We start from the raw sequence: 24,175 nt of genomic DNA on the forward strand, positions 1-24,175 counted from the left end.
AAATATTATTTTTGATGAAAGCTGTGGAACTTAAAGGCGTGAGTAAAAAATTTGGGGAAATTAATGCGCTTAATAATTTTACTTTAGAGATTGAAGAAGGAGAAATTATGGGAATAATAGGCCCCAATGGTGCTGGAAAAACAACGACTATAAGAATAATATCCGGTATATTACGTCCTGATGATGGAGAAGTACGTGTATATGGATATGATGTTACTAAAAATCCTTTAGAAGTTAAAAAACTGATTGGTTACTTACCTGAAGAACCAAATCTATATGAAAGATTTACAGTTTATGAGTTGCTTAAGTATTTTGGCGAACTTTATGATGTAGATAAGAAAAAATTAGAAATGCGGATAAAAAAACTTTTAAAATTAGTAAATATGGAAGATAGAGCAAATCATCGTATAAATACCTTATCTAAAGGAATGAGACAAAGAGTCGCGGTTGCAAGAGCATTAATACATGATCCAAAAATAGTAATATTTGATGAACCAACGATGGGTTTAGACCCTGGTACTGCACTTACAATAAGAAAATTCATTGCAAAACTTAGAGGTAAAAAAACTGTAATTTTATGTACACATTATATGGAAGAGGCAGAAATGTTATGTGATAGGGTTGCTATATTAAATAAAGGTAAAATTTTGGATATAGGAACTCCTGAAGAATTGAAATCTAAAATTCACAGTCCAATTGTCCTCCAAGTAAAATTGAATGACTTAAATGTATTAAGAAATTTAGAGATTCAAGGTATCAAAAAAATTGAAGTTAAAAAACACCACAATGTTGAGATTTTTCTAGAAAAAAGATCTGTAATCCCAAAAATAGTTGAAAAATTAGGAAAAAATATCCTATCTATCAATACAAAAGAAACATCATTACAAGACGTTTTTATAAAGATGGTTGGTGAGGATGAGTTTCATTAAACTTGCTAAATGGGAAATAAAAAATGTATTTAAAAGTAAAAAGTTTATGATTTTGTTTTTATTGCAGATTTTATCTCTTAGCATGATAATTTTTGTTTTCAGCATAGTATCACATAGTTTTGAAACTCGGGAAGTTACATTAAATCCTTCATTTACTTTTGTTACATTAGGTATAAATGATCCCACAGGGCTAATAATTAAAAATATTGATCAAAGTTGCTTAAAACTTGAAAAAAATAACTTATCAATAAATAACGTTAAAAACAATGATTTAACTGGAGTTTTAATTGTCAATTCTTCGTCTCCAATATCTCTGGATTTGTTTTTGAATGGAAAAGATCCAAAATCCATAGTTATTAAAGATGAAGTTTCAAAAGCATCGAACAGGACAGAAAGTATTATTTTAAATAAAATTGTAAATAAATTAGGAATTTCAAAAAAAATTCCAAATGCTCAAACCATATCAAGAGGAGAAGCTTTACCAGTAAAACTGATTAATAAATTTATGATCGCAATATTATTGTTCCTTCCAATTTTTCTTTTTGGAAATATTATAGTAGATAATATGGTGGGAGAAAAAGAAAGAAAAACAATAGAATTTCTTCTGGTTTTACCTACAACTAAAACATCAATAATTTTTTCAAAATCTCTTTCTGCTCTAATTGTAATTGGAATCCAGGTGTTTATATGGATAAATATATTATCACTCTTGGGCTTTAAAATTCCACAACCGCTGTTAGTTTATACCATAATTATTTTTACGGCGATTCCTATAGTTGGAGTAACAATGTTGATATCTGTTTTTGCTAAAAACTATGGAGAAGCTGGCATGGCAGTCACAATCACTTATATAATAATACTTGGAATATTAGTTATTCCCACAATTTTATACATAACAAATCCTAGGATAGTTATTTCACCAATGACGCTTGTGGTGAAATTACTTTCTTCTCAGTCCCTTACCTTAAGTGATTTAATCGTGCCTTTTTCTTTAATATTTTCCGTTGCTTTTATAAGTTATACATTGTCAATATACTTATTTGGAAAGGATGAAATAATATTTGGACCCAGACCTAGTGTATTTAAAATTATATGGGGGAGAAAATGAGCGTTATTCCTCTAATCAAAAAAGAAACAAAAGATATTATTTTTAATCGCCTTTATATTTTCATGGTGCTATTACAAATATTCATAATAGTAGGTGCCTTTCTACTTTCTCTTGCGTTTGCTGCAACTACTGATCCTCAAGTAATTGACAAAATAGGATTAAAAGATTTATTAAGCGTAGGATTAGCAGATTCATTACGTGGGTCTTCCTTAGATAATTATATTAAGTCACAAAATTTAAACACAATTTATTATAAGACATTAGAGGAAGGTAGAAAAGCATTAGGTTCTAAGATAATTGCATTTGTTTATGAAAAAAATGGTAACATTAATGTTGAATTGGATTACGGGAATGTATTTTCTCCTGTTGTGTCACAAAAAATCAATAAAGCAATAGAAAAATATAGAGTAGATGCAATGCTAAATAAATATAACATAAAATTAAAATCTGTAAGGCTAAACGAACATTATATTGACAATAATTCTTTACCTTTTTTACTACAAAGTCCAACTTTTGTTAAAATGATGTATGTTTTTATTATACCTTTAGTTCTTTTTCTTCCATATTTCATGGCATTAGATATTATAACTGACACGATAGTAGGTGAAAAAGAAAGAAAAACCTTTGAAATTTTACTGATGGCACCACTACCTGAATATAAAATTATTCTTGGAAAAATAACGCCAATATTATTATTTTCTACGGTCCAAGCATGTGCGTGGATGATTTTACTCCAAATTTTAAAACTTCCAATCTACAATCAATTTTATGTAATTACATTTTTGTTTATCTGTGGTATGGGACTTATAGGTGCTGGATTACTGATATCTATGGTTGTTGAAAGTACAAAGGAATCTAACACTGCCATGACATTATTATTATCTTTAATAACTTTTATATTTTTTATACCACTGTTTACAAAAGTGCCAGTTCTTTCTCAGTTTTCTGATTACATTCCTACAATAATTTTAATTAAAACTTTTTCAAATCCAACATTAAAAGAGGAAGTGATTTTTGATTCGATTCCAACTTTAATCTTTTCTCTTTTAATCATTATTATTTCAGTAGAAATTTTTAAACATCAAAAAGTAATAAGGTTGTGAGGTGATACTTTTGATAATAGGTGGTTCTGCATCACAAAAATTGGCTGCAGACATTGCAAACATTCTAAATGAAAAATTAGGTAACTTAGAGATTAAAAAATTCCCAGATGGTGAGAAGTACATACGATTTAATGATGATATTGAGGATGAGATAACAATTGTCCAATCTACAGGTTATCCTCAAGATGAAAACTTAATCGAATTATTTCTAATAGCAAAAAACCTTAAAAGTTTGGGTTGTAAAAAAGTTAGGGCAGTTATTCCATATTTGGCTTATAGTAGACAAGATAAAAGATTTAAGAAAGGAGAGGCCATTTCCATATCAATTATTGCAAACTTAATAGAATCATCAGGAATAGATGAAGTTATTACAGTAAATCTTCATGAAGAGAAAATAGTGGAATTCTTTAATATTCCAGTCAAAAATTTGTCTGCAATGCCTTTACTAGCTGAATATTTTAAAGATATTGTGAACAATCCTATTGTGGTTGCCCCTGATGAGGGCGCATTGCAACATGCCAAAGAAGTGGCTAAAATACTTGATTGCGAACATGATTATTTGAAAAAAAAGCGTATATCCCCGGATAAAGTTTCAACAGAAATTAAAGAAATAAATGTAAAAAATAAGGATGTGATATTAGTTGATGATATCATAAGTACTGGAGGTACTATTATCAATGCTTCAAAGATTTTAAAAAATGAAAAAGCTAAAAATATATTTGTTGGTTGTGTTCATCCTGTACTTGTTGGTGATGCATTGATGAAGATATATTTGAGTGGTGTAAAAGAAATTGTAGGTACTGATACGTTGTCATCCCCTATAAGTAAAGTATCAGTTGCTCCTCTTTTAGCTAATACATTAAAATAGTCAATGAGGGATAGCCTTTGTCATGTCTTTTGGAATAATACTACCAACTTTTTGCATTTTCTCTATTAATGTTTTTTTCTTTTTACCTACAAGCACATGTTCCAAGACTTCTCCAAGTGTCTCAACTGGTACAATTTCGACTTTATCTTCATAGTGTTTTTCAATCATTACATCTTTATAGTTAGATTTTGGAATTAATACTTTCTTAATACCAGCCTCAGCTGCAGCCTCTATTTTGCTAGTTACACCTCCAACAGGTAACACTTCCCCTCTAACACTTAATGATCCTGTAAGTGCAACTGACTGATCTACAGGTATATTTTCAAGAGCAGAAATCACTGCAGCTGCAACTGATACACTAGCACTATCACCTTCAACCCCTTCATAGGTTTGTAAGAATTGTATGTGAATATCATAGTTAGAAATATCTCTTCCTGTATATTTTTTGATGAGTGCACTAACATTTTGTACGGCTTCTTTTGCAATTTTGCCTAATTTACCAGTGGCAATTATTCTTCCTTCTTCTTTACTTTGTGATGGTACAGCTTCCGCAGCTATTGGTAATACTATTCCACTTCTATCACCTATTACAGCTAAACCATTTACACGACCTATTTCATAACCTTTAGATTTGAAAACACTGTATCTTTTTCTATTTTCTATGTATCTGTCAGCTATTTGCTGTTCTAATGTTCTGGCATGTTTTTTAGCTTTAATTACGTGTTCTCTTCTAACTAATTTTGAGTTTTCACTTCTAGCAACGTCTCCAGCTGCTCTTATTAAACCACCTAAATCTCTTAATTTAAGTGTTAGCATGCCTTTTTTACCTGCCCTTCTCCTTGCTTCTCTTATTATTTCATCAATTGCTCCTCTGTCAAAATGTGGAATTTTTCCATCTTTTTTAACTTCTTGAGCTATAAACTGAACGAGTTTTTTTCTATTTTCAGGAGTATCTGGCATTGTATTTCGCATATAAACTTCATATCCATATCCACGAATTCTTGAACGTAGGGCTGGATGCATTCCTTTTAATGCATCTAAATTACCTGCAGCAACTAACACAAAATCACAAGGTACTGCTTCTGATCTTACCATTGCACCACTACTGGTCTCACTTTGGCCAGTTATTGCATATTTTTTTTCTTGCATCGCTGTCAATAATTCTTGTTGTGTTTTCATTTTTAAAGTACTTATTTCATCAATGAAAAGAACTCCCTTATGTGCTCTATGAATCATTCCTGGTTCAACTCTTTCATGGGCTGGAGTACCTAAACCTCCGGATTGATATGGATCATGTCTTACATCACCTAACAATGCTCCAGCATGAGCACCCGTAGCATCTACAAATGGTGCTTTTTTTCTATTTTCATTATTAACCAATAATTTTGGCACTTGAACAGATTCTTTAGTTTTTATATGTTGCATGGCTAAAAATACTAATGCAGCAGCTATTATACTCGCTAAGAACTCTTTTGTTATTATACCCATGAATATGATTGTGATGATTAAAAATAACATGAGCGAGTTTTTCTTTTCTTCTTGAGCTCTTGCTCTTCTTTTATAATTCATTACAATCTTTTTTCCTTCACCAGCAGGTACCACGCTAACCTTTGGATTGTTTGGATCTTCGGGATTTGGATACACTAAAATGTCTTCTAATTGTTCACGTGGCAATAGTTCTGCCATGGCCTGCGCAAGCATTGATTTACCAGTTCCGGGCTCACCAATTAATAATACATTTCTTTTTTGTTTTGCAGCCTTTTTAATTGTCTCGACAGCTTCTTCTTGCCCTATAACCTGATCTATTAGCCTCTTAGGAACTTTAACATCTTTTGTTGTTTTATATTCAAATTCTGACATTTTTAGATCTATGCCTCCTACAATTTTTATCAAGTTTTATGGTGAGACAAATAAAAACTTAACATTAACTATAACTATTATGTAACATTCAAGTATTTATATATCATCTTTATGTTGGGGAGATATACAATGGCCAATAACCTTGCAAAGTGTTTAATGGTACAAGGCACATCATCAAATGCTGGAAAGAGCGTATTAGTTGCTGCATTATGTAGAATATTTGCAAGAAAAGGATATAGTGTTGCACCTTTTAAATCACAAAATATGTCACTCAATTCATATGCAACTGAAGAAAATTCAGAGATAGCAATGGCTCAAGCATTGCAAGCTGAAGCTGCCGGTGTGAAACCATCATATCATATGAATCCTATACTTTTAAAACCAAAAGGAGGTTTTATTTCACAAGTTATAGTGCATGGAAAACCTGTTGGAGATATGAGTTTTGATGAATACCAAAAAAAATTTCGAAAGAAAGCATTAGAGGCAATTAAAGAATCTTTGACATATCTAAGAAAACGTCATGACATAATAATAATAGAAGGAGCGGGTTCACCAGCTGAAATAAATATTCAAAAATATGATTTGGCAAACATGAAAGTTGCACAATTAGCAGACTCAAATGTTATTCTTGTGGCAGATATAGATAGGGGCGGAGTTTTTGCATCAATTGCAGGAACTTTTTTATTGCTGAATAAAGAAGATAGAAAAAGAATTAAAGGAATAATAATCAATAAATTTAGAGGAAATTTAGATATTTTAAAACCCGGAATAAAAAAAATTGAAAAAATTGTTAAAACACCAGTAATAGGAGTATTACCTTATAGTGAAGATTTGAGGTTACCTGAAGAAGATTCAGCATCCTTGGCTGAAAGAAAATATAAAAAGAAAGGTAAAATAAAAATAGGAGTCATTCATTTACCAAAGATATCTAATTTTACTGATGTAGATCCATTAGAATCAGAACCAGACGTTAGTTTAAAATTTATAGGTTTAGATGATTCTTTAGATAAATTAGATGCAGTGATATTACCTGGTACTAGAAACACTGCTAAAGATTTAATTAAAATTAGAGAACATGGATTGGATGAAGAAATTATAGAATTTTCTAAAGATTCTATAGTATTTGGAATTTGTGGCGGATTTCAAATGTTGGGTACAAAAATAATAGACAAATATCATAAGGAATCTAAATTTGAAGAGGTGGAAGGACTTGGACTCCTTGACTGTAAAACAAAATTTTCAATATCATCTAAAATAATATCTCAGAGCAAAGGTATAGTCCTTGGCGGCGGAATATTTAAAAATATGGAAAATGTCGTTGTTGAGGGTTATGAACTTCATGAGGGCACAACAATATTAAAAAATGTTAGGCCTTTTATCAAAATAATTAAAGGTCATGGGAATTTATTACATGGTAAATATGATGGTGCAGTTAATGAAAATGTAGCAGGTACATATTTTCATGGTATATTCCACAACCCGGAGTTTAGGACACAATTTGTAAATATATTGAGGAAAAAGAAAGGTTTAAAAACAAACAATCACATGAAAGATTACTACAAACAAAATAAAAAATATTCTCTAGATAAATTAGCAGATATTGTCCTTAAGCATGTAGATATTAATAAAATAGAAGAGATGTTAGGGTTGTAATAAAAAATTTCTTTTGATCAGGAATGGGAGGAACAATCTTGCATGAGAAAAGTAAGGAAATAGGGCTTAGGATAAAGGAATTAAGGAAATTATCAAACATTAGCGCAAAAGAAATGTCTAAATTTCTTGGCATACCTGTAGAATTATATAAAAAATATGAAAATGGAGAAGAAGACATTCCTGTAAGTTTACTTTTTGAAGTTGCACAAAAATTAAATGTAGATATGGGATTACTACTGACAGGTAAAGAAACAAGAATGCATATTTTTACAGTGACAAGAAAAGGTAAAGGTGTAAAAGTTAAAAGACGGGAAGATTATGAATATGAAAGCCTAGCTGAAAAATTTATCCATAAAAAAGCAGAGCCTTTTATTGTTACAGTTAAACCAGGGAAAGGAAAACCCAAAATGAATAGTCATCCTGGACAGGAATTTGATTATGTATTGAAAGGCACCCTTAAAGTTTATATTCACAATCATGAAATCATTTTAAATGAAGGAGATTCTATATTTTTTGATTCTTCCTACAAACATGCAATGGAAGCAGTTGGTGACAAAGAAGCAAAATTCTTGGCTATAATAATGTAAAGTGAGGTGTACTTATGGCATCTTTACTCAATGAATTTGTAAATAGAGTAAATTTTGAATCTTACGAAGATTTCAAGAAAAATTTTAAAATAATAGTTCCAGATAATTTCAATTTTGCATATGACGTAGTTGACAGATATGCTGAGGAAGTACCTGGAAAAAGGGCTCTTGTATGGTGCGATGACAACGGGAATGAAAAGATATTAAATTTTGCGGATATGAAATTACAATCAGACAAAGTTGCTAACTTTTTACGAAATTTAGGTGTGAAAAAAGGCGATAAAGTAATGCTAACTCTTAAAGGAAGATATGAATTTTGGTTTTCATTGTTAGCCTTACATAAAATAGGAGCTATAGCTGTACCTGCTACCCATATGCTCAGAGAAAAGGATATAGTATATCGTATAAAAAAAGCAGGTATAGACACAGTTATCTCTGTAGATGATAAAGACTTAATTGAGTCTTATGAAAGCGCTGAAAAAAAATTAGGTGTAGAACTCAAGAAAATTATAGTAGGAAATGAAAGAGATGGATGGTTAAACTTCAGGGAAGAAGTTAAGAAAACACCTTCAAACTTTAAAAAACCAGAAGGTGACAAGTATCCTTCAGGGAATGACATATCTCTTATCTATTTTTCTTCGGGTACTACTGGAATGCCAAAGATGATCCAACATGATTTCAACTATCCACTTGCACATATAATAACAGCAAAATATTGGCAAAATGTTCGTGAAGGTGGATTACATTATACATTGTCAGACACAGGTTGGGCAAAATCTGTCTGGGGACAAATATATGGTCAATGGATAGCCGGAAGTGCAGTATTTGTTTATGATTTTGATAGGTTTGATCCCCACAAAGTATTGAAGAAAATTGAAAAATATAAAATTAATACTTTTTGTGCACCTCCTACAGTATATAGATTCTTCATAAAGCAAGATTTATCCAAATATGATTTATCCAGTATAGAACATGCTGTAACTGCTGGTGAGCCTTTAAACCCAGAAGTATTTAAAAAATTTTATGAAGAGACTGGAATTAAAATCATGGAAGGGTTTGGACAGACAGAATGTACTTTATGTATAGCCAACTTCATTTGGATGGAACCAAAACCAGGATCTATGGGTAAGCCATCGCCACTTTACGATGTAAAAGTTGTTGACAAAGAAGGCAATGAAGTAGACATTGGAGAAGAAGGAGAAATAGCAATTGATACTTCTGATGGTAGGCCTTTAGGACTATTTCTAGGCTATTATAAAGATCCTGAAAAAACAAAAAAAGCATGGCATAATGATTTGTATCACACAGGAGATACAGCATGGGTAGATGAAGATGGATACTTTTGGTTTGTTGGAAGAAACGATGACGTAATAAATAGTTCAGGATATCGTATAGGTCCGTTTGAAGTAGAAAGTGCTATTATTTCACATCCTGCAGTTCTTGAATGTGCAGTGACTGGTTATCCAGATCCAATTAGAGGTCAGGTTGTAAAAGCAACTATAGTATTAACTGATGGATATGAACCATCTGAAAAACTAAAAAAGGAAATTCAAGAACATGTAAAGAAAGTTACAGCGCCATATAAATATCCAAGAATAATTGAGTTTGTCGATGAATTACCAAAGACTATTAGTGGTAAAATCAAGAGGGCCGAAATAAGGAAAAGAGACGAGATGAGATATAAAAAAGAACAACAAAAGAAATTATGATTTTGGGGATAGAGAATGGGTGTACAATTAGTTAGAGGGAATAGTGCAATAGTAATTGGAGCATTGTATGCTGGCTGTGATTGTTTTTTTGGATACCCTATTACACCTGCTAGTGAAATACTTCATGAGGCATCTAGATATTTCCCAATGCTTGGAAGAAAATTCGTTCAGGCAGAATCAGAGGAAGCTGCAATAAATATGGTTTATGGAGCAGCTGCCGCGGGACATAGAGCAATGACAGCGTCTTCAGGACCTGGAATGAGTTTAATGCAAGAAGGTATTTCATATTTAGCTGGGTCTGAACTCCCTGCAGTAATTGTAAATATTATGAGAGCAGGTCCTGGTTTAGGAAACATAGGACCTGAACAAGGTGACTATAATCAGATTGTAAAAGGCGGCGGACATGGTAATTATAAAAACATGGTTTTAGCTCCAAATAGTGTTCAAGAAATGTGCGATTTAACAATGGATGCATTTGACTTGGCAGAAAAATATAGAAATCCAGTTGTTATTCTTGCCGATGGTGTTTTAGGACAAATGGCAGAACCAATGAGATTTCCATCAAAAGCTATAAAACCAAATTTAAATAAAGATTGGGCAGTTCGTGGAACAAAAGACTCTCGAGGGAATCTTATAACATCTATACGTTTAGATTTTGACAAACTTGAAAAATTAAATAAAAAATTACAAAAAAAATACAAAAAAATGAAAGAAGATGTTAGATATGAAGAATATAAAACAGAAGATGCTGAAATTATTTTGGTTGCTTATGGCATAAGCAGTAGGATCTCTAAACATGCTGTAGATATAGCAAGAGATAAGGGAATTAAAGTTGGTTTATTGAGGCCTATAACTTTATTTCCATTTCCTGAAAATAAATTGAACAAGTTAAGTGAAGAAGGATGTAAGTTTGTAGCAGTGGAGATGAGCAATGGTCAAATGAAAGAAGAAATAGAAAGAATAACAAAGCAAAAGGTTCACATTGTCAGCAGAATGGGTGGAAACATTATAGAAGTAAGAGATATCCTTCAAAAACTTTATAAATTCTAGGAGGAGCAGCATGGGTAAAAAAATCTTAAAAAAACCAAATTCTCTTTACAATGTATTTCATAGAAAAGAATATGGGCCAAAAACTGCAACACATTATTGTCCTGGTTGTGGTCATGGGATTTTGCATAAGTTAATTGCTGAATGTATAGATGAACTTGGAATACAAGATCAAACTATTCTCATAAGTCCGGTAGGATGTGCAGTTTTTGCTTATTATTATTTTGATTGTGGTAATATACAAGCTGCACATGGTAGAGCTCCAGCTGTTGGTACAGGAGTGTCCCGAGCTGAAGATGATGCAATAGTGATACTATATCAAGGAGATGGAGATCTTGCATCTATAGGTTTGAATGAAACAATACAGGCTGCCAATAGAGGAGAAAGAATGGCTGTATTTTTTGTTAATAATACTGTTTATGGTATGACAGGTGGAGAAATGGCTCCAACAACATTAGTGGATGAAATCACGACAACAACACCCCAAGGTAGAGACCCAAAACTTACTGGTTATCCAATACATATATGTGAATTATTAAATAAACTTAAAGCTCCAGTTTTTATAGAAAGAGTCTCACTTTATGATGCAAAAAGTATAAGAAAAGCAAAAATTGCCATAAAAAAGGCTCTTAAAATACAAAAAGAAAGAAAAGGTTATGCATTTGTAGAGGTACTTTCACCATGCCCTACTAATTTTAACCATGAAATAACCGACGTTAAAAATTTCATGAAAAAAATGGAAGAAGAATTCGCTGTAAAAAATTTCAGAGATTTTAGTAAAGATGTTAAACCAATGCCAAAAATGAAAAGTGATTTTTCAAAAGAAAGTTTAGATAAAATCTTTAAAATAAATGAAAGATCTTTGCCATCTCCAAAACATGATAAAAGGTTTGAAGAAATTAAAATAAAGCTCGCAGGGTTTGGAGGTCAGGGAATTATCAGTATGGGATTCATTTTGGCTCAAGCAGGGTGCATTGAAAGAAAATATGTTACCTGGTATCCATCTTATGGTCCAGAACAAAGAGGAGGAATTTCTAGCTGTGATGTCGTTATTTCAGGAAGTGAAGTATCTTCTCCAGTTGTCCATGAACCTAATATATTGGTTGCATTTACTCAAAGTTCAATTGAAAAATTTAAAGATAAAGTAAAGGATGTTATTTTATATGATTCAACAACTTTCAGATTTGAAGAACCTACAGATTTAAACATTATAGCAGTTCCTGCATTAAAAATTGCAAAAAAAGAAGGTATTAAAAGGGCTGCCAACACTGCAATGTTAGGGGCTCTAACAGAATTAAATTTAATAAATATATCAAAAGATTCATTTAAATCAGCAATAAAAATGGCTTTTCAAGGAAAAGACAAAATAATCAACAAAAATTTAGAAATATTTGAAAAAGGTGCAAAATGGACAAGAGAAAATTTATCAGAAATTAATATCATCTAATAAAGAAAATTCATTTATATCCATTAATAATTCTGCAGACTTAATATTTACTTTAATTCCATTCTCTTTTAGGGCAGCAATTAAATTTAAACCACCAGGAGTAACAATTCCTACTCTATATCTTTCCACTTTTGCATTATATAAAATTTCATTCGTTTTGCCAACCTTCATAATTTGAAAATTGGCTTTTTTAAGTTTTTTAATTACCTTTAAAGCCTTGTTTCTTGCTAAGTATGGTATTTCTCTCAAACTTGCCAATATTGTGGAAGTTTTAGATGATCTATATATTTTTGTCATGTTCTTTGAAATATATATCTCATGAGGGTCAAAAGATGATCCACTATAATCAATAAGTTCTACAAATCTTTTTTTATTATTTTTTATTTCAAGTAAACCTCCATATCTTGGAACAGACATTATTCCATTGTTTATAAGTACGCCATCTATAGTCAAACTACATACAGTTGCTATATCTACTTTATTATCTCTTTCTTTTAATTTTATAGAAGGAAACACAGAATATTCTGGTTTTTCATCAATAATGGTTTGAAATATTTCCAATGCATCATTTAAGTATTTTTTATCTATAGTTGATAAATTTGCAATGACTTTTCCATCCAATTTTTTGATATCCAAGTCTACCTGTCCTATTAGATTCCACACTTTTGTTAATAAAGGCACGATTTTCTTACCTTTCTCTTTTTTACTCTTTTTTAGGATCGGATTTGTTTGTGTTATGGTTTTAAGATTTTTAAATTCTGTTAAATCCTCAGCAACTTTAATATCAATATCATATCCTGCTTCATGTACCGCACAAATTGGAGTAATGCCCCCAACTATTGCTATTCCAATCATTCCATCATCTACCGGTACTCCCAATACTTTTTTTTCTCCAATTTTTAGTAAACCATTTATACCTATTTTACGAAGTTTTTTAAATAGATTTATTGCTTTTTCTTTAGCAGACTTTGGTATAATACGAAAATTAGCAGGAATTTTCCCTTTACCTTCATTTACTACATCAAGAACTGAAGTTAATTCCTTTGTAGCAAATGCTTCTAATGGTGTCATCGAAGTTTTCTTATATTCAATCAACTCTGTAAACTTTATTGGACGGAAATCTTCAACTTCGACTAATCCTCCAAACTTAGGTATTACTGGAATTCCTTCATTTAAAAGCATTCCATCTACTGTGGTTCCACAAATAGTTTTTACTTCATATTTTCCATTTTTTTTATTTAATCCTACTTTAGGACTTACACACAACCCCATATGGAAAATCTTTTTCATCATGTTAAAAGCTTCAGATGGAATCACTGATATGTTTACAACAACTTTACCTTCACCTGTTTTTGGATTCAACGTTGTTTCATACATCATATTTTCGAATCTGGAAAATATGAAATCAACCTGATCATATACAAGGCCTCTTTCTACTTCTTTTAATCCTTTTTTTGTTATTTTCCTACCAGAATAACCTATACGTTTTGTAAGTCCTCTTTCGTCAAGTATACGCATGTGGTATCTTACAGCCCTTTCTCCAATATCATATCCTCTCTCTTTAAGTTCTCTTGCTACAGCTCTTGCCCCCAGAACTTCATTATGTTCGGCAAGAATTCTTAAAATTTCTAATAATTTTTTATCAAATTCTTTAAACATGAAAAACACCAACTGAAAAATTTAAAATTTAAAACTTATGATACACTAAAAACTTTTTTATTGAATCACTTAAAAAATTATATAGATAAATTATACTATTTGAGATTAACTATTTTTGCAAATTTTTATTAGAAGGAAGGAGGAGTAGTGTGAAAGTTAAAAAAGATGCAAAAAAAATATTAGATGAATTTTCTAAAGCATTGGAAAATATACCTAAATTAGATGAGACATACTACATTGTTGATAATACTAATAGAACACGCCCTGACGTTGTTTCAAAGACTAAAAATCCAACTAAACTTTTAAAAAATGCTAAAACTAATGAAAAAGGGGAAATAATAGTCGAAAGAGGTAAATGGGTCAAATGAAGGGAAAAATAATGCGAATGAATCTTGTTCTTGAGCTTCTAGATGTTCCAGGACAACTGTTTAATGCATTAAAACCTATAGCTTCTGCTGGTGCCAATATAGTAACAATAATACACGAAAGAGAAAAAAGCGCTAGAGGAAAAAAAGTACCAGTTTCAATAACAATTGAAGGTGATAAAAAAACTCTAGATTTAGCACTTGAAGGATTAAAAGCAGCAGGAATACCCATTGTCAAAATTGACGGTGTTACACAAAAAGAAGATACAACCTTAATATTCATTGGAAAAAACATGGATCAAAAAATCCAAGAAATTTTAAATAAAGTAGATTCTATTACTGAAACAAGAATTGTAGACTTATCTTTTAAAATTTCCCATAAACCAGGAACAGCTGCAGCAAAATTAGTTATAGAAACTCCAAAAAATAAAAAAGAAAGTGTAATAGGGAAAGTAAAGAAACTTGCATCGAAAAGAAATATTCTAGTGATATGTGAGGCAGGATAAGATGAGATTGTGTTTAGTGGGTTTTGGATCTGTAGGACAAGGAGTTGCAGAAGCATTGTTATTAAAAAATAAGTTTTTGAAAAAAAGATATGGTCTAAATGTTAAAGTTGTAGCAGTAGCCGATTCCTCAGGAGCTGCACTTAATCAAAATGGGTTAAATCTTGAAAAATTATTAAAAATAAAGCAAAAGACAGGGAAAGTATCAAATTATCCTAATTATGGCGTTGAAGGCGTTACTGCACTTGAAGTCCTAGATGAAATAGATTATGATTGCTTAGTTGAAATGACACCAACCAATATTACTGATGGTGAGCCAGCAAGAAAATTAACAATAAAAGCTATAAAAGATGGCAAAGATGTTGTGACCTCAAATAAAGGACATTTAGCTCTTTATTTCCCAAAACTTATGAAAATTGCCAAAAAGAATAATGTTAAATTTAAATTTGAGGCATCAGTAGGAGGGGCCATGCCAATCATAAATTTTGCAAAATATAATTTACCTTCATGTAGTATAGAATCTATCATAGGAATATTAAATGGAACAACAAATTTTATATTATCTAGAATGGCATCTGAAGGATCATCGTATGAACAGGCTTTAAAAGAAGCACAGGAACTAGGAATAGCAGAAACAGATCCAACATATGATGTTGAAGGTATAGATGCTGCTTGTAAATCTGTTATTTTGGCTAATTCAATTATGGAATTAAATTGTACTCTAGAAGATGTTGATATTACTGGGATAACAAATATAACCCCGGAAGCTATAGATTTAGCTAAAGATGAAGGATATTTAATAAAATTAATAGCAGAAATATCTAAAGATAGGATGGAAGTTTCACCAAGACTTGTAGATAAAAATTCACCATTAGCAGTCGATGGTACTTTAAATGTAGCAATGTTAAAAACAGATCTTGCAAAAAATATTACTGTTATGGGACGTGGAGCAGGTCCATTAGAAACTGCATCTGCAATACTTACAGACATCATAAATATATGGCGAGAAAAATGAAATATGTAATTCTAGTTGGCGACGGGATGGCTGATTATCCTATAGAGGATCTAGGTAATAAAACGCCACTACAAGTAGCAAATAAGCCTAATATGGATGAGCTAGCTAAAAAAGGTTGTAGTGGCCTTTTAAAAACTATACCTAAAGGTATGAATCCAGGTTCAGATGTAGCAAATTTATCTATTTTCGGATATAATCCCAAAAAATATTATACTGGAAGAGGTCCATTAGAAGCAGCAAGTCTTGGAATTAAATTGAAAAATGATGAAGTAGCATTTAGATGTAATTTTGTAACTGTAAATAATAATGTTATGGTAGATTTCAGTGCTGATCATATAACTACTGAAGAATCTAAAGAATTAATTAATGTTTTAAATAATAAAATAAAAAGTGGTAAGTTTTACGTTGGTGTAAGTTATAGAAATATATTCATATATCCTGATGGAAAAATCAATAAATTAAAAACTACTCCACCACATGACATAGTTGGTGAACGCATTGATAAATATTTACCAAAAGGTGAAAATTCGAAGAAGATTGTTGAGATAATGGAAAAATCTAGAGAGATTCTTAATAATCATCCAATCAACAAGCAGCGAGAAAAAAATGGTAAAAAGCCAGCGAACATGATATGGCTATGGGGACAAGGAAAAAGGCCAAAAATGGTACCATTCGAAAAGAGATTTAATATTAAAGGCGCAACGATAGCAGCAGTTGATTTAATAAAAGGGATTGGTAGTTATTTAGGTCTCAAAAATATAGAAGTCCCTGGTGCTACAGGCTATATTGATACAAATTATAAAGCTAAGGGTAAATATGCTATAAAAGCCTTAAATAATTATGATTTTGTTTATATACATGTTGAAGCTCCTGATGAAGCTGGTCATGCAGGTGATGTAGAAGAAAAAATTAAGGCAATTGAAAATATAGATTCTAAGATTTTAGGTCAAATTATTGACAATGTAAATATGGAAGAATTAACGATAGCAGTGCTCCCTGATCATTTCACCCCAGTTTCTGTGAAGACACATACATCAGAACCAGTACCGTATGTCCTTTATTCACCACGACTTAAACCTGATGACGTTTATAGCTATGATGAATTTTCTGCTAAAAATGGTTCACTTGGTATAGATAAAGGCTATAATTTAATAAAAAAGATGATGGGGTGATAAACTGGTAAAATATATCATTTTTACTGGTGGCGTAGTAAGTTCTGTAGGTAAAGGCATAACTTTAGCTTCAATTGGAAGAATACTTAGATCTTATGGTCTACGTGTAACAGCAATCAAAATAGATCCATATCTCAACTGGGATGCTGGAACCTTAAATCCATATCAACATGGGGAAGTATTTGTCACTGAAGATGGTATGGAAACAGATTTAGATATTGGACACTATGAACGATTTTTAGATGTGAATTTACCAGGTGAAGCAAATATCACAACTGGAAAAGTGTATCTATCTGTTATCAAAAAAGAAAGAGAAGGTAAATTTTTAGGATCATGTGTTCAAATTATACCTCATGTCACAGATGAAATAAAAAGAAGGATTAGGAATATATCAGAAAGAGATGATAATGACGTTGCATTAGTTGAAGTAGGTGGCACTGTAGGAGATATAGAAGGTCAACCATTTTTAGAAGCCTTAAGACAATTGAAAAATGAAGAAAATTATGAAAATGTGATGTTCATTCATGTAACTTATGTTCCTTATCTAAAGTCAGCTGGAGAACTTAAAACAAAACCTACACAACATAGTACAAAAGAGCTTAGAAGTATGGGTATAAATCCTGACATGATAATATGTAGAAGTGAAATTCCCATAGATGTTAACACAAAAAATAAAATTGCTCATTTTTGTGATGTAGAACCAAATGCCGTTATAAACGTTCCTGATGTAAGTTCGATATATGAAGTTCCACTAATTTTAAATAAACAAAACGTAGGGGAATATATAATAAATAGACTCAATCTAAAGCCAAGATCTCCTTTTGACATGTCTCGTTGGGAAAAAATTGTAAAAATGATGAAAGTAAAGAAACCTTCTGTTACTGTTGGCATAGTTGGAAAATATGTAGAACTAGAAGACTCATATATAAGTATAAGAGAAGCATTAAGGCACGCAGCCGCTAAAGTTGGTGTAAATGTTAATATTGAATGGATTAGCGCCGACAAAGATCTCAAGAAAGAAAATTTTGAAAATTTAGACTCTATACTAGTTCCAGGAGGCTTTGGTTCAAGAGGCGTTGAAGGGAAATTAAAGGTCATACGACATGCTATGAATAACAAAGTCCCAATTTTTGGAATATGTTTGGGCATGCAATGTATGGTTATTGAATTTGCTAGACAACATGGCCTCAAAAATGCTAACAGCACTGAATTTGACAAAAATACACCATATCCAGTTATAGATTTAATGGAAGAACAGAAAAAGATAAGAAAGATGGGAGGAACAATGCGACTTGGAGCTTATCCCTGTAAAATAAAGAAAGGCACAATTTCATATGATGCATATAAAAAAGATCTTGTATATGAAAGGCATAGACATAGATACGAAGTAAATAATGAATATAGAGACATTTTAGAAGAGGAAGGACTCGTAATAGCCGGAGTTTCTCCTGATAATTTTTTAGTTGAAATTATTGAACTAGAAGACCATCCATGGTTTTTAGGATGTCAATTTCATCCAGAATTTAAATCAAGACCCAACAGACCTCATCCATTGTTTGTTTCTTTCATTGAGGCATCATTGAATAATAAAAAATTAAGAGACAGGGATAAAAAATGATACCAACAATCTGCGTGATTATAGGTATAATCGTAACATTTTATGCAGCATATAGTGATTTTAAATGGGGTATTATTCCAAATAAATTAACATTTTCAACACTTCTCCTAGGATTGCTATTAAATACTGCTTGGGCAGTTATGATGTCTAATATTCCTTTTCTTACTAACATGCTTATATTTGTAGGTTCTGTATTTGCTATTTGCTATTTCTTCTATTGGATAGGGGCTTGGTCTGGGGGCGACGTAAAATTACTTACGGCATTGGCGGCATTGGTACCTTACAGATATTCTATAACAGATGTGACTGTAACAGCCCCATACCCTTTTCCATTTACAATTATAATAAATAGTATTATATCCCTTTTACCTTATTTAATGTTTTATACGACCTATATTGTTTTTAAAGAAAAAAAGCACTTGGTGAATGAATTATTAGAGCCAATACGGAATTATAAAAAAATTTTAGTAACATCTATAGTTTTGGTAGCTTCTATAAACTTTGCAAAATTTTTCACACATATATATCTTTATTCCATAGTCTTAACAGTCATATTTACATTTCTTATTTTTCTTTTCATTTCTAAGTTACAGAAATACATAAAGTTAGCTGTAATTCTATCAATAACCTTTTTAATTTTGTTTATACATCCTTACAATAATTTTATTTCCATTATTTCAATTTTTATAACATTATTAATTTTTAGCTTTCTCCTGAATTTTTTCACAAGAATTGTAACTGAGGCTTTGAGAGACGATGTGAAAGTTGAAGATCTTAAAGAAGGAATGATATTAGCATATGATCTTGTTGAGAAGAATGGAAAAATATTTTTTGATTCCAAACCTTTAAAAGAAAAAATAAAAGAATGTTTGAGAATGGGAAACATAGGTCCAATAATAAATCCTGGTAGAATATTGATAAAATCAATGGCGGCGGGTTTATCAGAAAAAGATATTAAACTCTTAGAAAAACTTGTAAAAGAAAAAAAATTAGAAAATAAAATAAAAATTAAAAAAGGCATTCCATTTGGGCCTGCAATATTTATTGGCTTCTTGATTTCTGTGTTATTTGGAGATATAATTTCTGCTATTTTAGAATTCGTGAACTACCCCTAACGAGTTAAAAATATCTATCTAAAATACCTTTTAGCATTTTAGCATGCCTAGCTTCATCTCTTGAACTTTCATCAAAAAAATCATGTGCTGGATCGATGCCAACTTCCTTTGCTTTGGTTGCAGCATCTTTTTTCTCTTTATTAGCTTTCAATTCTCCTTCTAACATCATTTCTATGTTTTTCTTTAGATCTTCATTAATTACACCATTCATTTCTGCGAAATGTGCTGCATGTTCTGCTTCTTCGAATGCAATTCTTTTAAAAACCTCTGCAACCTCTGGTAATCCTTCTCTTTGGGCTTGTCTAGCCATTGCTAAGTACATTCCTACCTCTTTGCATTCACCTTCAAAATTATTTTGAACTTCTTTTTCTATTTCTGTATTCTTGGTTATTCCAATTTTATGCTCATTAACAACTTTCATTTTTACATCTCCTTTACCTTTTTTGCCAGTTTTCTACCAATTTCGTAACACTTTTCTAATTCTTTTTCATCAGGTATATAAAATATTTCATATTCATCTATAACCTCAAAACCACATTCTTTAAGTTCATTTGCTATTATTTCTGGGGCTCCACCTTCTCCACCCATAGATCCAAATGTTATTGCTAATTTTTTAAATCCAGTCCTATCAAATCTTAAACCTTTAAGATAATATATAATATCTCCAAGTGTGGGATATGGTTTGTCATAAATAGTAGGAGTTCCAAAAGCAACGGCTTTGCTGTCTAGAATATCCTTAACAATTTCACTTCTCTCATCTTCATGAAGGTAGTACATCCTAACATCTACTCCTTCACTTATTATACCTTCAGCTATTGCATGTGCCATTTTTTGTGTTGAGTAATGCATTGTATCATAGATTATCGTTATTTTGTTTTTACATTTTCCTTCAGCCCAATCCTTATAGGCTCCAATTATTTTCATTGGATCTGTCCATATTTGTCCATGGGAAGGAGCTATCATTTTTATTTTATTTAAAAGCCCCAAATCCTCTATTTCTTTGAATTTCTTTAAGACTCTCTTTGATAAAGGTGTAATTAAATTTGCATAAAATTTTTGGGCAGCATCCATTAGCACATATTCGGGAATCTCATAATCATATCTTTGAGGATAACAGAGATGTTGTCCAAAGGCATCATTTGGGAATAATATACCGTCCTCAACAAGTAAAGTGAACATACTGTCTGGCCAGTGTAAAAGGAAAGCTTCCACAAATGCCAGTGTTTTATTTCCTAAATCTAATTTGTCACCTGTTTTAACTTCGATAAAATCTGCATTTTTAAGTTGGGGGTAATGCTTCTTTAAACCATCAACTGCTATTTCCGTACAGTAAATTGGAGCTTCTGGAAATTTTTTATGGATTTGTGGCAATGCTCCACTGTGATCTCTTTCAACATGGTTTTGTACTATTACATCAATTTTTTCTCTCTTTTCTTTTTCTAATGCATCTTTTATTCTTGCCCATAATTGGGTTTCAGTGCCAGGGTATGTGTTATCAATTAAACAAGTTTTATCTTCCCCAAAAACTAAATATGCATTATAGGTTGTGCCTTTAAGTGTATATCCGTGATATATTCTAATATCCCAATCTAAAACTCCAACCCAATATACACCGTCTTTTATTTTTACAGCTTTGGCTTTCATTTTATCACCATTTTGTTCTATAATATTCGAACAATATATATTTTTCGGTCATGATCGAACAATTTTATATAAAAATATAAATAAAATTAATTTAGGTGAAAAAATGCAAGAACTAAAAAGCAGTATATTTTCAACAAAAAAAGGCTTAAAGATTGTAAACAGTCCTACAAAATTGAAAATATTAAATTTGTTAATGGAAAATGGTGAAATGTATTTTAACGAAATTGTAAATGCCGTTGGAAAATCAAAATCAACAATATCTACACACCTAAAAGATTTAATTAATGAGGGCATTGTAAAATCGAAAGTTTCTCCAAGAAATCGTAGAAAAAAGATATTTTATGTAGAATCTAAATATTTAGGAAAAATAATGCAAAGAAGTCCATATAAATTTCATGAAAACATAGAAGATTTAAAAAAATTGTTAAAGGATGGAAGTAGAGGATTTTATAGACTCATGTTTCATCTAATTCGTGTTGAATTAATGAAAAAAGGTATAGATTTGGATCCTATCTTAAAAAATGTTGGAAAAAAACTTGGAAAAATAATTTATGATGAAGTAGAAGAAAAAAATTTTGAAAAGTTGTTAATTAAATTAGTTAATTTCTGGCAAAAATATGGTCTTGGAAAAATGGAAATAAAAAAGAAAAAACCTTTAGAGATTAAAGTATATGATTGTTTTGAATGTGGTACACTGCCAAATATTGGAAAATCAGCATGTGTGTTGGATTCTGGTATTCTCAGCAACATATTTCAATTATATACTGGTAAAAAGGTAAAGGTAAATGAAAAAAAATGTTACGCACAAGGCAACGATTTTTGTTTGTTTGAATTATCTTTTGAAGAATAAAATTTATTGAAAAAATAAATTTAATTAAAAACTATGAAGAGGTATGAGACATTAATAAAAAATATTAAAAAAGAAATAAAAAAAGGTTCAATAACTAGAGTTTTAGAATTACTTTATGAATTGCCTCATTTTGATTGGGTAGGAATATATTTACTCAAAGAGAAATCACTTGTTTTAGACAGATATAAAGGATTTCCAACAATACATAAAAGAATACCTTTAGGTAAAGGTTTATGTGGTACTGCTGCACTTAAACAAAAAACTATAATTTCTAATGACGTTTCAAAAGAAAAAAATTATATCCCTTGCGATGAAAATGTAAAATCTGAAATAGTTGTACCTATAAAGAAAAATGACAAGATTTTAGGGGTTATTGATGTTGACAGTAATCAACTTTCTGCATTTAATGATGCAGATAAAAAACTACTTGAAAAGATTGCAAAAATGATATCAGATGCTTTTGACCAACTGTTTTCCTCTTGAAAGTACGAGAATATCTGGACGAGGAGATTTACCTGAAAATTCCTTTTTACATCTATTACAAAGTTTTCTAGCTGTTAAACCAACAACCATTGAAGTACCAGGGAAATTCCTTGCATACACAATATCTACTTTCATAGTTATATTCTTTAAAATTTTTTTGATCATTTTTATTATGTGTTTGTGAAACACTTCTGCATCTTCAACCTCTAGGCCTCTGATGTCGGCAAGAAATCCCGAACATCCACAAGCCATTTTAAAAATTTTTACTTCAGGTACATAAACAAACTTACCAGTAAAATTTTGTAGGTCATTTTCTATTTTATTTCTAGCATCGCTCAACAGATTTAACTTCATTTACATCACATTTAACTACTTCTTTAGCTAGTTCATTACAAAAACCACAATCATGGCAAAATTTAGAACATTGTTTCCATTGTTCTATAACACCATCTAATTTATCATTGGGGATGTAAAAACGATCTCGAAGTTCATTTGGACAATCCAATATATCTAATAAATTTCCAACATATTTCCCCTTCATATAACTTTTAGCTGTATTTATAATCCATTCTACTGTGTTACTTCTGCCAGCTATTTTTACAGAATCTATTCCTAATTTCTTGTATTCTTTGATATCTTCAGGTCTAATCCAAGGAGATTTTATGATTAAGGAAGGATCTTGAACTCGGAGTGATATACACCTTTCAAAATAATAATCACCAAAAATAGGTTCTGGAGATGTAGTAACATGGGAAAATAAATTAAAATGGAAATACCGGAAAGGACATTTATAAATACATGCTTCATTAGCTATAACCTTTAATTTGCAATTTACACAATCTCTAATAGCTTCTATAATATCAAAATGTCTATTTATATTAGTATCAAGAGTTATTTCCGATGCTCCTAATTTTTCAAAAAATTTTGCTTTTTCTGGTGAATCAATATGTGCAATACAAGAAACACATACTTCAATGTTTTTAGTTTCTTTTGACACAAGCTCAACTAGATAGGGATCTGAAACTATTACACCATCTACACCAATCTCTTCTAATTTCTTGATATATCTGGCTAGGATTTTATATCCTTCAAAAGTTAGATGTTTTCCTCCAAAACAGGAAGAATTTAAAACTAAATTAAATTTTATGCCATGTTTATGGGCATAATTTACTTGTTCTTTAATATCATCGAAAAAAGGTGAATATAAGGCAGCCCTGCCACTACCTATAAATTCAGAGATTCCTGCCATATATACATCGTAATCTCTTTTAGGTAAATTCTTAAATATTTCTTTTTCAGAATCTAAAGTTCCAGGAAGAGGTATGCTAAACTTCATCATATTTTACTTTGTCATCGAGAATACAAAATATTTTCCAGATTAAAAGTCTCTAAACAATTATTATTTTGAGAATTTTTAAAACAAAAGTAATACGATAGTAT

General features: G+C 30.9%; 23 protein-coding genes. 17 read left to right on the forward strand and 6 right to left on the reverse strand.

Going from position 1 to position 24,175, the window contains the following annotated elements:
* The first annotated feature begins 14 nt into the window (after positions 1 to 14).
* Genes ACZ5LY_RS00560 through ACZ5LY_RS00575 form a run of 4 tightly spaced genes read left to right on the forward strand, consistent with a single transcriptional unit; the run spans position 15 to position 4,008 of the window.
* The gene (locus ACZ5LY_RS00560; RefSeq protein WP_013413488.1) at positions 15 to 929 is read left to right on the forward strand and encodes an ABC transporter ATP-binding protein; all 915 of its coding nucleotides are present in this window, start codon (positions 15 to 17) and stop codon (positions 927 to 929) included.
* Complete coding sequence (locus tag ACZ5LY_RS00565; protein WP_464577645.1) at positions 916 to 2,037, forward strand: ABC transporter permease subunit; 1,122 nt, start codon at positions 916 to 918, stop codon at positions 2,035 to 2,037. The genes ACZ5LY_RS00560 and ACZ5LY_RS00565 overlap by 14 nt, the downstream gene beginning before the upstream one ends.
* The gene (locus tag ACZ5LY_RS00570; RefSeq protein WP_013413490.1) at positions 2,034 to 3,140 is read left to right on the forward strand and encodes an ABC transporter permease; all 1,107 of its coding nucleotides are present in this window, start codon (positions 2,034 to 2,036) and stop codon (positions 3,138 to 3,140) included. The genes ACZ5LY_RS00565 and ACZ5LY_RS00570 overlap by 4 nt, the downstream gene beginning before the upstream one ends.
* 10 nt (positions 3,141 to 3,150) lie before the next feature.
* On the forward strand, positions 3,151 to 4,008 hold the full coding sequence (locus ACZ5LY_RS00575) for a ribose-phosphate diphosphokinase (RefSeq protein WP_464577647.1): 858 nt from the start codon (positions 3,151 to 3,153) through the stop codon (positions 4,006 to 4,008).
* Here the strand turns inward: ACZ5LY_RS00575 and lonB are convergent, their stop codons facing one another.
* Entirely contained in the window at positions 4,009 to 5,868 is a 1,860-nt protein-coding gene (lonB, locus tag ACZ5LY_RS00580; RefSeq protein ID WP_083790780.1) for an ATP-dependent protease LonB, read from the reverse strand. It abuts the gene before it with no gap.
* 129 nt (positions 5,869 to 5,997) lie between these two features.
* Here lonB and cobQ point away from each other — a divergent pair, with 129 nt between their 5' ends.
* The 5 genes from cobQ to ACZ5LY_RS00605 are packed head-to-tail and all read left to right on the forward strand — an operon-like array spanning position 5,998 to position 12,311.
* The gene (gene cobQ, locus ACZ5LY_RS00585) at positions 5,998 to 7,521 is read left to right on the forward strand and encodes a cobyric acid synthase CobQ (protein WP_464577649.1); all 1,524 of its coding nucleotides are present in this window, start codon (positions 5,998 to 6,000) and stop codon (positions 7,519 to 7,521) included.
* 23 nt (positions 7,522 to 7,544) lie between these two features.
* A complete protein-coding gene (locus tag ACZ5LY_RS00590; protein WP_222831923.1) occupies positions 7,545 to 8,108 on the forward strand; it encodes a helix-turn-helix domain-containing protein in 564 nt (187 codons plus the stop codon).
* 14 nt (positions 8,109 to 8,122) lie between these two features.
* Positions 8,123 to 9,817 carry an AMP-binding protein gene (locus ACZ5LY_RS00595; protein WP_013413495.1) on the forward strand — a complete coding sequence of 565 codons (1,695 nt, stop codon included), beginning with the start codon at positions 8,123 to 8,125 and terminating at the stop codon, positions 9,815 to 9,817.
* 15 nt (positions 9,818 to 9,832) lie between these two features.
* The gene (locus ACZ5LY_RS00600) at positions 9,833 to 10,867 is read left to right on the forward strand and encodes a 3-methyl-2-oxobutanoate dehydrogenase subunit VorB (RefSeq protein WP_013413496.1); all 1,035 of its coding nucleotides are present in this window, start codon (positions 9,833 to 9,835) and stop codon (positions 10,865 to 10,867) included.
* 10 nt (positions 10,868 to 10,877) lie between these two features.
* A complete protein-coding gene (locus tag ACZ5LY_RS00605; RefSeq protein WP_464577652.1) occupies positions 10,878 to 12,311 on the forward strand; it encodes a 2-oxoacid:acceptor oxidoreductase family protein in 1,434 nt (477 codons plus the stop codon).
* Here the strand turns inward: ACZ5LY_RS00605 and ACZ5LY_RS00610 are convergent.
* Positions 12,291 to 13,970, reverse strand: coding sequence for an NrpR regulatory domain-containing protein (locus ACZ5LY_RS00610; RefSeq protein WP_464577654.1), 1,680 nt, complete (start codon positions 13,968 to 13,970; stop codon positions 12,291 to 12,293). The two genes, ACZ5LY_RS00605 and ACZ5LY_RS00610, sit on opposite strands and share 21 nt — an antisense overlap.
* Positions 13,971 to 14,119: 149 nt before the next feature.
* On the opposite strand from ACZ5LY_RS00610, the gene gatC reads away from it, so the two are divergent.
* From gatC to ACZ5LY_RS00640, 6 genes are read left to right on the forward strand one after another with little or no spacing between them, the layout of a single operon-like run.
* Entirely contained in the window at positions 14,120 to 14,338 is a 219-nt protein-coding gene (gene gatC, locus ACZ5LY_RS00615) for an Asp-tRNA(Asn) amidotransferase subunit GatC (protein ID WP_013413499.1), read from the forward strand.
* Entirely contained in the window at positions 14,335 to 14,841 is a 507-nt protein-coding gene (locus ACZ5LY_RS00620) for an amino acid-binding protein (protein WP_464577656.1), read from the forward strand. The genes gatC and ACZ5LY_RS00620 overlap by 4 nt, the downstream gene beginning before the upstream one ends.
* 1 nt (position 14,842) lies before the next feature.
* Positions 14,843 to 15,853 carry a homoserine dehydrogenase gene (locus tag ACZ5LY_RS00625; protein ID WP_013413500.1) on the forward strand — a complete coding sequence of 337 codons (1,011 nt, stop codon included), beginning with the start codon at positions 14,843 to 14,845 and terminating at the stop codon, positions 15,851 to 15,853.
* The gene (locus ACZ5LY_RS00630; RefSeq protein WP_464577658.1) at positions 15,850 to 17,025 is read left to right on the forward strand and encodes a cofactor-independent phosphoglycerate mutase; all 1,176 of its coding nucleotides are present in this window, start codon (positions 15,850 to 15,852) and stop codon (positions 17,023 to 17,025) included. Before ACZ5LY_RS00625 ends, ACZ5LY_RS00630 begins: the two co-directional genes overlap by 4 nt.
* A 4-nt stretch (positions 17,026 to 17,029) precedes the next feature.
* A complete protein-coding gene (locus ACZ5LY_RS00635; RefSeq protein ID WP_013413502.1) occupies positions 17,030 to 18,643 on the forward strand; it encodes a CTP synthase in 1,614 nt (537 codons plus the stop codon).
* Positions 18,640 to 19,758 carry an A24 family peptidase C-terminal domain-containing protein gene (locus ACZ5LY_RS00640; protein ID WP_464577660.1) on the forward strand — a complete coding sequence of 373 codons (1,119 nt, stop codon included), beginning with the start codon at positions 18,640 to 18,642 and terminating at the stop codon, positions 19,756 to 19,758. Before ACZ5LY_RS00635 ends, ACZ5LY_RS00640 begins: the two co-directional genes overlap by 4 nt.
* Before the next feature lie 4 nt (positions 19,759 to 19,762).
* Here the strand turns inward: ACZ5LY_RS00640 and ACZ5LY_RS00645 are convergent, their stop codons facing one another.
* Positions 19,763 to 20,179, reverse strand: a complete 417-nt coding sequence (locus tag ACZ5LY_RS00645; protein WP_013413504.1) for a ferritin-like domain-containing protein — start codon at positions 20,177 to 20,179, stop codon at positions 19,763 to 19,765.
* A 2-nt stretch (positions 20,180 to 20,181) separates the two neighbouring features.
* Positions 20,182 to 21,402, reverse strand: a complete 1,221-nt coding sequence (locus tag ACZ5LY_RS00650; protein ID WP_013413505.1) for an FprA family A-type flavoprotein — start codon at positions 21,400 to 21,402, stop codon at positions 20,182 to 20,184.
* A 103-nt stretch (positions 21,403 to 21,505) separates the two neighbouring features.
* Here ACZ5LY_RS00650 and ACZ5LY_RS00655 point away from each other — a divergent pair, with 103 nt between their 5' ends.
* A complete protein-coding gene (locus tag ACZ5LY_RS00655) occupies positions 21,506 to 22,252 on the forward strand; it encodes a V4R domain-containing protein (RefSeq protein WP_464577663.1) in 747 nt (248 codons plus the stop codon).
* 33 nt (positions 22,253 to 22,285) lie between these two features.
* On the forward strand, positions 22,286 to 22,735 hold the full coding sequence (locus ACZ5LY_RS00660; protein ID WP_013413506.1) for a GAF domain-containing protein: 450 nt from the start codon (positions 22,286 to 22,288) through the stop codon (positions 22,733 to 22,735).
* Here the strand turns inward: ACZ5LY_RS00660 and ACZ5LY_RS00665 are convergent.
* Both ACZ5LY_RS00665 and ACZ5LY_RS00670 read right to left on the reverse strand, forming a co-directional pair.
* A complete protein-coding gene (locus ACZ5LY_RS00665) occupies positions 22,703 to 23,089 on the reverse strand; it encodes a DUF5402 family protein (RefSeq protein WP_464577666.1) in 387 nt (128 codons plus the stop codon). The genes ACZ5LY_RS00660 and ACZ5LY_RS00665 overlap by 33 nt on opposite strands.
* A complete protein-coding gene (locus ACZ5LY_RS00670) occupies positions 23,061 to 24,071 on the reverse strand; it encodes a peptidase U32 family protein (RefSeq protein ID WP_148217882.1) in 1,011 nt (336 codons plus the stop codon). Before ACZ5LY_RS00670 ends, ACZ5LY_RS00665 begins: the two co-directional genes overlap by 29 nt.
* Positions 24,072 to 24,175: the final 104 nt, after the last annotated feature.

It is taken from the genome of Methanothermus sociabilis, assembly GCF_055392295.1.

Coding starts and splice junctions, on each gene's coding strand:
- lonB (WP_083790780.1), bottom strand. CDS start 5,868: ATGTCAGAATTTGAATATAAAACAACAAAAGATGTTAAAGTTCCTAAG.
- ACZ5LY_RS00645 (WP_013413504.1), bottom strand. CDS start 20,179: ATGAAAGTTGTTAATGAGCATAAAATTGGAATAACCAAGAATACAGAA.
- ACZ5LY_RS00610 (WP_464577654.1), bottom strand. CDS start 13,970: ATGTTTAAAGAATTTGATAAAAAATTATTAGAAATTTTAAGAATTCTT.
- ACZ5LY_RS00590 (WP_222831923.1), top strand. CDS start 7,545: ATGGGAGGAACAATCTTGCATGAGAAAAGTAAGGAAATAGGGCTTAGG.
- ACZ5LY_RS00620 (WP_464577656.1), top strand. CDS start 14,335: ATGAAGGGAAAAATAATGCGAATGAATCTTGTTCTTGAGCTTCTAGAT.
- ACZ5LY_RS00625 (WP_013413500.1), top strand. CDS start 14,843: ATGAGATTGTGTTTAGTGGGTTTTGGATCTGTAGGACAAGGAGTTGCA.
- ACZ5LY_RS00595 (WP_013413495.1), top strand. CDS start 8,123: ATGGCATCTTTACTCAATGAATTTGTAAATAGAGTAAATTTTGAATCT.
- ACZ5LY_RS00570 (WP_013413490.1), top strand. CDS start 2,034: ATGAGCGTTATTCCTCTAATCAAAAAAGAAACAAAAGATATTATTTTT.
- ACZ5LY_RS00660 (WP_013413506.1), top strand. CDS start 22,286: ATGAAGAGGTATGAGACATTAATAAAAAATATTAAAAAAGAAATAAAA.
- ACZ5LY_RS00565 (WP_464577645.1), top strand. CDS start 916: ATGAGTTTCATTAAACTTGCTAAATGGGAAATAAAAAATGTATTTAAA.
- ACZ5LY_RS00665 (WP_464577666.1), bottom strand. CDS start 23,089: ATGAAGTTAAATCTGTTGAGCGATGCTAGAAATAAAATAGAAAATGAC.
- ACZ5LY_RS00630 (WP_464577658.1), top strand. CDS start 15,850: ATGAAATATGTAATTCTAGTTGGCGACGGGATGGCTGATTATCCTATA.
- ACZ5LY_RS00655 (WP_464577663.1), top strand. CDS start 21,506: ATGCAAGAACTAAAAAGCAGTATATTTTCAACAAAAAAAGGCTTAAAG.
- ACZ5LY_RS00605 (WP_464577652.1), top strand. CDS start 10,878: ATGGGTAAAAAAATCTTAAAAAAACCAAATTCTCTTTACAATGTATTT.
- ACZ5LY_RS00560 (WP_013413488.1), top strand. CDS start 15: ATGAAAGCTGTGGAACTTAAAGGCGTGAGTAAAAAATTTGGGGAAATT.
- ACZ5LY_RS00670 (WP_148217882.1), bottom strand. CDS start 24,071: ATGAAGTTTAGCATACCTCTTCCTGGAACTTTAGATTCTGAAAAAGAA.
- ACZ5LY_RS00640 (WP_464577660.1), top strand. CDS start 18,640: ATGATACCAACAATCTGCGTGATTATAGGTATAATCGTAACATTTTAT.
- cobQ (WP_464577649.1), top strand. CDS start 5,998: ATGGCCAATAACCTTGCAAAGTGTTTAATGGTACAAGGCACATCATCA.
- ACZ5LY_RS00650 (WP_013413505.1), bottom strand. CDS start 21,402: ATGAAAGCCAAAGCTGTAAAAATAAAAGACGGTGTATATTGGGTTGGA.
- ACZ5LY_RS00600 (WP_013413496.1), top strand. CDS start 9,833: ATGGGTGTACAATTAGTTAGAGGGAATAGTGCAATAGTAATTGGAGCA.